This window comes from Granulicella mallensis, from assembly GCF_014203225.1.
Lineage (GTDB): Bacteria > Acidobacteriota > Terriglobia > Terriglobales > Acidobacteriaceae > Granulicella > Granulicella mallensis_A.
Genome location: NZ_JACHIO010000020.1, coordinates 114,570 through 121,556 on the forward strand (window position 1 = coordinate 114,570; position 6,987 = coordinate 121,556).

Sequence of the window (6,987 nt, forward strand, 5' to 3'; positions counted from 1 at the left end):
CGAGACGTTACCGAAGTGCGTAATTCACTGTAATAGTCGTATCGATTTCAGTTGGAACCCCATCCAGAAGATAAGGCGTATAGGTCCAGTGCTTGACGGCTTCGAGAGAAGATTGGGAAAGCGATGGATCAGGACTGGCAACAACATCAAGCGAACTAATCGTTCCCTGTTTCGAAATAATAGCGCAGAGAACTACAGTTCCACTTATATGCTGATCGCGGGCATATTGTGGGTATGAGGGAACAGTTTTACTCAAATTACGCCCTGCAATGACCAAACCCGAAATCGTCTCAGGCTCTCTGGAAGAGGTCTCGAGCTCAACAGGCGTCTTTACAGGATCGTAAGTTTCAAGAACATCGACATGCCCCGTAATCGCCAACTTCCCGTACGAAACACCGTTCTCCAGGGCCACTGAAGTAGTCAGAAAATTCGCCAAACGGTTGCGAACAATCTCAAGACCATAACCATCATCAAAGCGAATACGGAGCACATTACGATCAGGCTCAGTACAGAACTGTGAATTGACGGGTTTAGCCTGTGACGACTCCTTTTTATCCTTGGCAACGGATGACGTGACGACAAGGCAGGATAACTTTACTTTGCCAACGGCGTAAGGTTTTTCTTCCACCTTTAAATTCGTAGGCCCACCAAAGTGAGGAATAGGATGGGCCACCTGATCCAGCAGATTGTGAACTAAATAAGCCTCGCGGTTTATAGTCGTCGGCTCATTCTTCGCGGATGGAATTGTCTCGTTGAAAGAAGGACTGGTGATAACCAATCGATGACTCTTTGGAGAGACCCACCATTCTTCTGCCGTACCGCTCTCTTTCTTTTTTCCCTCCAGGTCATAGAGGTCGAAAGACATGCGGAGATGCCATGGATGCTGGCCTTCTCTATCCAAAGAGGTCGCAGCGACCAACTGATCGAAACGCTGATGTGGATCAGGCGATTGCGCAGAGCTCTGCGCAATCATCCCGGGAAACAGCAAAGCAAAAATGACACCAGTGAAGCAATGGGCACGCATAGACCTCTATTCGTCGTAGTGCATGAGACTAAAGACATCCATATCCGGGAACTTGGCTCTTCCCTTCAGGAAGTCCAGTTCGATCGCTACTGTCAGACCCACGATCTCGCCGCCAAGCTGCTTGACCAACTGCGTCGTGGCCAGCATCGTGCCGCCGGTAGCCAGCAGGTCATCGACGATGATGACGCGCTGTCCGGGCTGGATCGCGTCCTTGTGGATCTGCAGCGAGTCCGAGCCGTACTCGAGGTCGTACTTGATGGTCGCGGTCTCGGCAGGAAGCTTGCCGGGCTTGCGCACGGGCACAAATCCCGCGTTCAGGCGGTAGGCCAGCGCCGGGCCAAAGATGAAACCGCGCGCCTCGATACCGAGAACCAGATCCACATGCTTATCGATGTAGTACTGCGCAAACGCATCGATCAGCTGGGCAAAACCGGTCTGGTCCTTGAGCAGCGTGGTGATGTCGTAAAAGAGGATGCCGGGCTTGGGAAAATCGGGAACACCACGGACAAGTGCCTTGAGAGGCTCACAATTAATCGGTTGAGACATGCGGTATTTACCAGGCTCCTTCAATTTGAAACGCTCCGAGCGACTCAGCTTCGCTCTCGGCCAGTTCGTGTTCGACAATGGCATCGACGCGGCTTCCACGCGAGCCCTTGCGCAGCTCGACGCGGAGATCTTCAAGAGTCTCCGCATCGCCTGCGGCAACGATTTCAACCTCGCCGGTATCGGTATTGCGTACCCAGCCGCGCAGGCCGAGCTCCGCGGCTTCGCGGTGTACGAACCAGCGAAAGCCGACGCCCTGTACACGCCCGCGGATAAGAAAGTGGACGACCATCGGGGATAAGCTCCGAAACTACGCGCGGCTCATGTAAGCGCCTTCAGCCGTATCGACGCGGATCTTCTCGCCTTCGTTGATGAACGGGGGCACCTGCACCACGAGGCCGGTCTCCGTCTTGGCGGGCTTCGTCACCGAGCTGGCAGTCGCGGACTTGATGCCGGGCTCCGTCTGAACGACCGTCATCTCCACCGAGGTCGGCAGTTCGATACCCACCGGCTCGCCGTCATGGATGCTGACGGAGATCAGCAGGTTCGGCGTGAGGTATTCGACAGCATCGCCGAGCGTCTCGCGCTTCAGGTTGGTCTGCTCGAAGGTCTGCTGGTCCATGAAGTAGTAGTCGTCGCCGTCGTTGTAGAGGTACTCCATCTTGATCTCGTCGACGATGACGCGCTCAATGGGGTCGGGCGAACGAAAGCGCTCGACGAACATGCCGCCAGTGCGGACGTTACGCAGCTTGGCCTGGATGAAAGCGCGCAGATTTCCCGGGGTGCGGTGCTCTACGGAGAAGACGAGATGAAGCTCGTCCTTGAACTTGATGATCATGCCGGGGCGCATCTGCGTGGCGGGAATCGCCATAGAAAAACTCCTGAAATACGGTGGATTGGGGGCTTACGTTGATCGCAGCCCAACCTTTTGATTGTAGCTCAGCGACAGCTGAAGCATTCCCCTGGAGCGGTAGGGACGAAAACATGAAAGCCCCATGGAGGGCATCACGGTTCGAAACAGGCGACTGCTCCAAGCCCCAAAGGGGCGACGCCATACCAGCCCAGGGCGTAGCCCTGGGTTACGAACCAGTAGAACTCCGAGCCCTGAAGGGGCGATCTATCGACGGCGGCACGACCCCGCCCATTAACTGCCCGGGTGAAAGAGCTTATGAAAGAATCGCCCCACCGCATGGAAGATCTCTCCCGCGCCCGGCGGAGAGGGAGGAGGCACCGTAGAGACAGGCACCGTCTTCACCGGCGGGGCCGCAGGGGCGGCAACTGCGGTCGTCTGCCCCGCGTTATAGGAGAGAGAGTCCGAAACCTGCACATGCTCCACTCCCACCGGGGCAGAGTTGGCCGGGGGCGGGGGCGGCGCGAGCCCCTGGCTCACCGCTGTGGGGAAAGGGTTCTGGGCAGCCACGGCAGCCGGGGTAGAGCCTCCAGAGGAGGCTGCAGCAACCTCCGTAACGGGCAGCACCGCCTCCGGGCAGCCACAGGCGGAGCTCTCCCGATCCACCACCTCGCGCAGGCTTCCGTGCTCGAACAGCACATGCTGCCCCGCCGTCAGCCGGTAGCTTTCGCTCGAAAACACATCGGAGATCTGCAGCTCAGGTGCCTTGGAACCGGCATTCTCCACGCACGTATCGCCATTGCCCGTGACCCGGATGCGGAGATCGAGCTGGCCCTGGGTCACCAGCGTAAACCGCAGATCCGGCGTCAGAATGACATCCTGCGACTGCGAGGGGGAGTGAATCTCGATCGAACCGCGATCGAGCCCAAACAGCAGCGACTCCCCGGTCCCGCTATGCAGCAGGTGAAACTGGCTGGTCGAACAGACCAGCACCTCCCCGCCCCTCTGGAGACTAATCGGTGCCGTGCGGTCGTAGGCCGTAATGGAGGCGTTCGAGACCAGGTTCGCCTTCTCCCCCCGAACCTCGAGGCCCCCTGTAACGAGAGCATCATGGGTCGCGACCGATCCCATGGTCTGCGGAACCTCTTGGGCCACAGCAGGAAGGCTCAGCATTGCGACTCCGGCCATGAGGATGAAGCTTTGCTTAGTCAACGGCATCACAAGCAGATTCCCTTCGGGAACGAAAAAAGAAAGGCCCTATTGCTTCAGGAAGTTAGCGATGAGCTGCTTGCCGTGGTCGGTCAGCACGCTCTCCGGATGAAACTGCACCCCTTCGATTGGCAGCGTGCGATGCCGCAGCGCCATGATCATCGACTCACCGGCAACGCGCGCCGAGACCTCGAGTTCTTCGGGCAGGGAGTCTTCCGCCACGATCAGCGAGTGGTAGCGCGTGCAGGTCATCGGCTGCGGAATGCCACGAAACAGGGTGCGGCCATCATGCTCGATGGCGCTGGTCTTGCCGTGCATCAGCTGCGGCGCACGAACGACCTCGCCGCCAAACGCCGCGCCGATGGCCTGATGCCCCAGGCAGACGCCGAGCACCGGAATCTGCTGCTTCTTCGGAAGCGTCGCCAGATGCTGGATCAGCGGGATGAGAATTCCGGCATCCTGCGGCGTGCAGGGGCCGGGCGAGAGCAGAATCCGCTCCGGCTTCATCGCGACAACCTCTTCGGGCGTCAGTTCATCATTGCGGCGCACGACCACCTCGGCACCCAGCTCGCCCATGTACTGCACGAGGTTGTAAGTAAAGGAGTCGTAGTTGTCGAGAACGAAGACCATAGTCTTTATGGTAGCGCGAAGCGCATTGCGACGACGGCGGGCAACGGGCGAAGGGCCGATGCGCTCTTACTGAGTATGTTTCTAGGCGATCCAAAACGGGCAAAACACTTTGCGGCGATGGTTCTGATCGGCGACGGCGTCATGGCGATCGTGAACCCAAGGAACGACGCCAGGGCCTGGAAAGCCGGGCCCAAGCTGTGGCACTCCCTGATGGGCGATCTTTCAAGACGCCCCACGCTGACACGAGTCATCGGCGTGGCCCAGATCATCGGCGGCATCTGCTGGGCGCTGCATCAGGACGAAGCAGATTAGCGCGAACATCAGATAGAACCGATACGAACCAGTGCAGCGAAGGCTTCTGCTGGCGTGCGGGCTCTTGTCTTTGCCTTTCTGGTTTGTCATTCCCGCAGGGAATCTGCTTTTGCTTTTGCTTTTGCTTTTGCTTTTGTTCTTGCTTTTCTGGTTGTCATTCCGAGCGCAGCGAGCGAACCTGCTGTCTCCCGTTTTTCGTTCGTACCACCCAGAAAATATGTGAGCCTAGCTTAGCTGAACTAACGCCTATCGTTTGTGCAGACACTGGCAAAGAGCGGGAGACAGCAGGTTCGCTCGCTGCGCTCGGAATGACAGCCAGAAAAGCAAAAGCTAAGGGAATCGCAACGGAAAGCAAGCACCCACCGATTGATCGCGCCCTCAACCCCCTGCTCTACGCAACACCCCGGCCACGATTACCCCAATACCGCTCCATCCCCCAAGCCACCACCATCACCGCAAGCAACGGCACCAGCCACACCACCCGAGCCTGATACCGGGCATCAATCCCCGAAAGAGCCCCCGTAAGAACGGCATTCAACCCAATCACCGGCAGAACAATGAAAGCCATGCCACACAGCCGCCAGGCCCTCCACCGCCACAACAACGGCATCATGCCAAGGACAACCAACAGCGAGAGCCCCACCGTCCACTCCGCCAGATCCGAAAAGAAATCCGAAGGCACCTCATTGCGGGACTGCAGCGAGCGGCGATAGCTCGTCTCCGAACCCGGCATCACGGTATTCAGCGAGCTCTCCATCCACGAACTATTCCCAAAATCGGCAATCTCGAAGTAGAGCAGTTGTTGCCACGCATTTTTCAGAGAAGCCCGCAGTTGTTCCCGCGGAAAAGCACGCACGGTAGCGAGCACCAGCGGCATCTCCTCCCGCCTGAGCTCCTGCTTCTCCGCTTCGGTCGCACTGGAAAAAATGCCCGTCGGCAGCCACAGAAAATCGTCTTCGGATTGCGGCAGGTTGGCAACATGTTTACAAATACTCCACGACAGGTGCGGACAATTCTGCTCCAGGTACAGACGGCCGGGACCATCCGCGATCACGCGGGCCATCAGCAGCGGCGGGCGTCCGGCGTCGAGCGAGAGCTTCCCAAACAGAAAAAGATTGAGCGCCAGTTGCGAAGCGACAGCGAGCACAACGATCACACTCACCTGCGCGGCCCCTCTCCAGAACCGCATTCGAGCCCTCCGGCTCAACGCGAGCAATCCCCCCAGCAGCACGCACACGCATACTCCCAACAGCAAATGCGTAGAGTGTGCCAGACACCCCCACCACACGAGCGCTGCCAGCAACCAACGTTCTGTTCGTGACAGAGTCTCACGCGCGAAGACCAGCAGATAGATCGAAAGATACAACGCAGGGCCAAGAATATCCGGCACAACAAAGCTGACAAACCAGGCGACACTGCTGAGCCCACTGAGAAAGCAAACAACCAGCAAGTAGCTGCGGGTCCGCCCCCGCGAGACCATCGAACGCACCACAAGCCACAACACCCAGGCCGTAAGCAACGCATGCACCGCAACGATAGGCCACGGCGAGCGATTCCAATGAAACGGCAGAATGCCAAGGCTGTAGAAAGCCGAACGCTGCCAGCCGAAGTGCCCGAAGCGATGCAGGAAAAGTGCGGCAGCAACAGCGGGGCCATCACCGATATACGTAATGGAATCCGGATACAGCAGCGGATAGCGATTGAGAAACGCCGGCCAGCACAGACCGATGGCTGCAAAGAAGATCGCGAAGATATGCCGCTTGCGTCGTTCCCGTAAGGTCTCGGCAGGCACAGGCGAGTGGTTGGCGCTCATTCATTCCTCAAGCTTGTACTCTTGCCGCTGAGTGCATTTTAGTACTACCGATGCACTTACAAACTTACCCACCAAAGCCTGTCATTTCGATCAATGGGGATTGGAGAATTGCAAAGACCAATCAACGGGATTGGGAAAATGCAAAGCGATCAATGGGGATTGCGAAAATGTAACACGGCCACGGGTACAAGCCCCAAAGGGGCGGTATATCCCAGCCCAGGGTGGAGGCGGCTGGCGAGCGTCTTTTGCTCGCCGTGTCGCCGGAACCCTGGGTTACAAGCCCAGAAAAATAGAGCCCTGAAGGGGCGACCTATCGTGGCTGCACGATATACCGCTCCTCAGGGCCAGAGCGCCCGCTTTTGCTTTGAAGGGGCGGGGCTTCAGCCCCGCCGTTAGAAGTCGCTACATGCGGTGGCTTTAGCCACTGAGGGAATGATGCTGGAATAAGCCTGCACTGCTCGCCTGGCGCCTGCATTCCCCTCCGCGGCTAAAGCCGCCTTAGGTGTTGTCTCAACGGCGGGGCTGAAGCTGTACGGACTCATGACATCCTTTACACATTGTCTCCAGACATCCTTTACAGATTTGTGGGGGGTGTCTGGATGTCGT

At 58.0% G+C, this 6,987-nt stretch carries 9 protein-coding genes; 1 reads left to right on the top strand and 8 read right to left on the bottom strand.

Annotated features, from left to right (window positions below; all coding sequences use genetic code 11):
* Window positions 1-7: 7 nt before the first annotated feature.
* From HDF15_RS20410 to HDF15_RS20435, 6 genes are all read right to left on the bottom strand, one after another.
* The gene (locus tag HDF15_RS20410) at window positions 8-1,024 is read right to left on the bottom strand and encodes an energy transducer TonB (protein ID WP_184258922.1); all 1,017 of its coding nucleotides are present in this window, start codon (window positions 1,022-1,024) and stop codon (window positions 8-10) included.
* Window positions 1,025-1,030: 6 nt separating this feature from the next.
* Window positions 1,031-1,570, bottom strand: coding sequence for an adenine phosphoribosyltransferase (locus tag HDF15_RS20415; RefSeq protein ID WP_014264046.1), 540 nt, complete (start codon window positions 1,568-1,570; stop codon window positions 1,031-1,033).
* A gap of 7 nt (window positions 1,571-1,577) precedes the next feature.
* On the bottom strand, window positions 1,578-1,859 hold the full coding sequence (locus tag HDF15_RS20420) for an acylphosphatase (RefSeq protein ID WP_184258923.1): 282 nt from the start codon (window positions 1,857-1,859) through the stop codon (window positions 1,578-1,580).
* Window positions 1,860-1,877: 18 nt separating this feature from the next.
* A complete protein-coding gene (efp, locus tag HDF15_RS20425; RefSeq protein ID WP_184258925.1) occupies window positions 1,878-2,438 on the bottom strand; it encodes an elongation factor P in 561 nt (186 codons plus the stop codon).
* A gap of 273 nt (window positions 2,439-2,711) precedes the next feature.
* On the bottom strand, window positions 2,712-3,635 hold the full coding sequence (locus HDF15_RS20430) for a nuclease (protein WP_184258927.1): 924 nt from the start codon (window positions 3,633-3,635) through the stop codon (window positions 2,712-2,714).
* Between the two features lie 39 nt (window positions 3,636-3,674).
* Window positions 3,675-4,256 (bottom strand): aminodeoxychorismate/anthranilate synthase component II, encoded by a 582-nt coding sequence (locus HDF15_RS20435; protein WP_184258929.1) that lies wholly within the window; start codon window positions 4,254-4,256, stop codon window positions 3,675-3,677.
* A gap of 75 nt (window positions 4,257-4,331) precedes the next feature.
* Here HDF15_RS20435 and HDF15_RS20440 point away from each other — a divergent pair, with 75 nt between their 5' ends.
* Window positions 4,332-4,568 carry a hypothetical protein gene (locus tag HDF15_RS20440; protein WP_184258931.1) on the top strand — a complete coding sequence of 79 codons (237 nt, stop codon included), beginning with the start codon at window positions 4,332-4,334 and terminating at the stop codon, window positions 4,566-4,568.
* 391 nt (window positions 4,569-4,959) lie between these two features.
* Here the strand turns inward: HDF15_RS20440 and HDF15_RS20445 are convergent, their stop codons facing one another.
* Window positions 4,960-6,381 (bottom strand): hypothetical protein, encoded by a 1,422-nt coding sequence (locus tag HDF15_RS20445; protein WP_184258933.1) that lies wholly within the window; start codon window positions 6,379-6,381, stop codon window positions 4,960-4,962.
* Between the two features lie 392 nt (window positions 6,382-6,773).
* A partial coding sequence (locus HDF15_RS25570; protein ID WP_221314534.1) for a hypothetical protein occupies window positions 6,774-6,987 on the bottom strand: 214 nt, incomplete at its 5' end.

Bases quoted from the DNA above. Each gene is read 5' to 3' on its own strand.
- HDF15_RS20410 (WP_184258922.1), bottom strand. From the start codon at position 1,024: ATGCGTGCCCATTGCTTCACTGGTGTCATTTTTGCTTTGCTGTTTCCC.
- HDF15_RS20415 (WP_014264046.1), bottom strand. From the start codon at position 1,570: ATGTCTCAACCGATTAATTGTGAGCCTCTCAAGGCACTTGTCCGTGGT.
- HDF15_RS20420 (WP_184258923.1), bottom strand. From the start codon at position 1,859: ATGGTCGTCCACTTTCTTATCCGCGGGCGTGTACAGGGCGTCGGCTTT.
- efp (WP_184258925.1), bottom strand. From the start codon at position 2,438: ATGGCGATTCCCGCCACGCAGATGCGCCCCGGCATGATCATCAAGTTC.
- HDF15_RS20430 (WP_184258927.1), bottom strand. From the start codon at position 3,635: ATGCCGTTGACTAAGCAAAGCTTCATCCTCATGGCCGGAGTCGCAATG.
- HDF15_RS20435 (WP_184258929.1), bottom strand. From the start codon at position 4,256: ATGGTCTTCGTTCTCGACAACTACGACTCCTTTACTTACAACCTCGTG.
- HDF15_RS20440 (WP_184258931.1), top strand. From the start codon at position 4,332: ATGTTTCTAGGCGATCCAAAACGGGCAAAACACTTTGCGGCGATGGTT.
- HDF15_RS20445 (WP_184258933.1), bottom strand. From the start codon at position 6,381: ATGAGCGCCAACCACTCGCCTGTGCCTGCCGAGACCTTACGGGAACGA.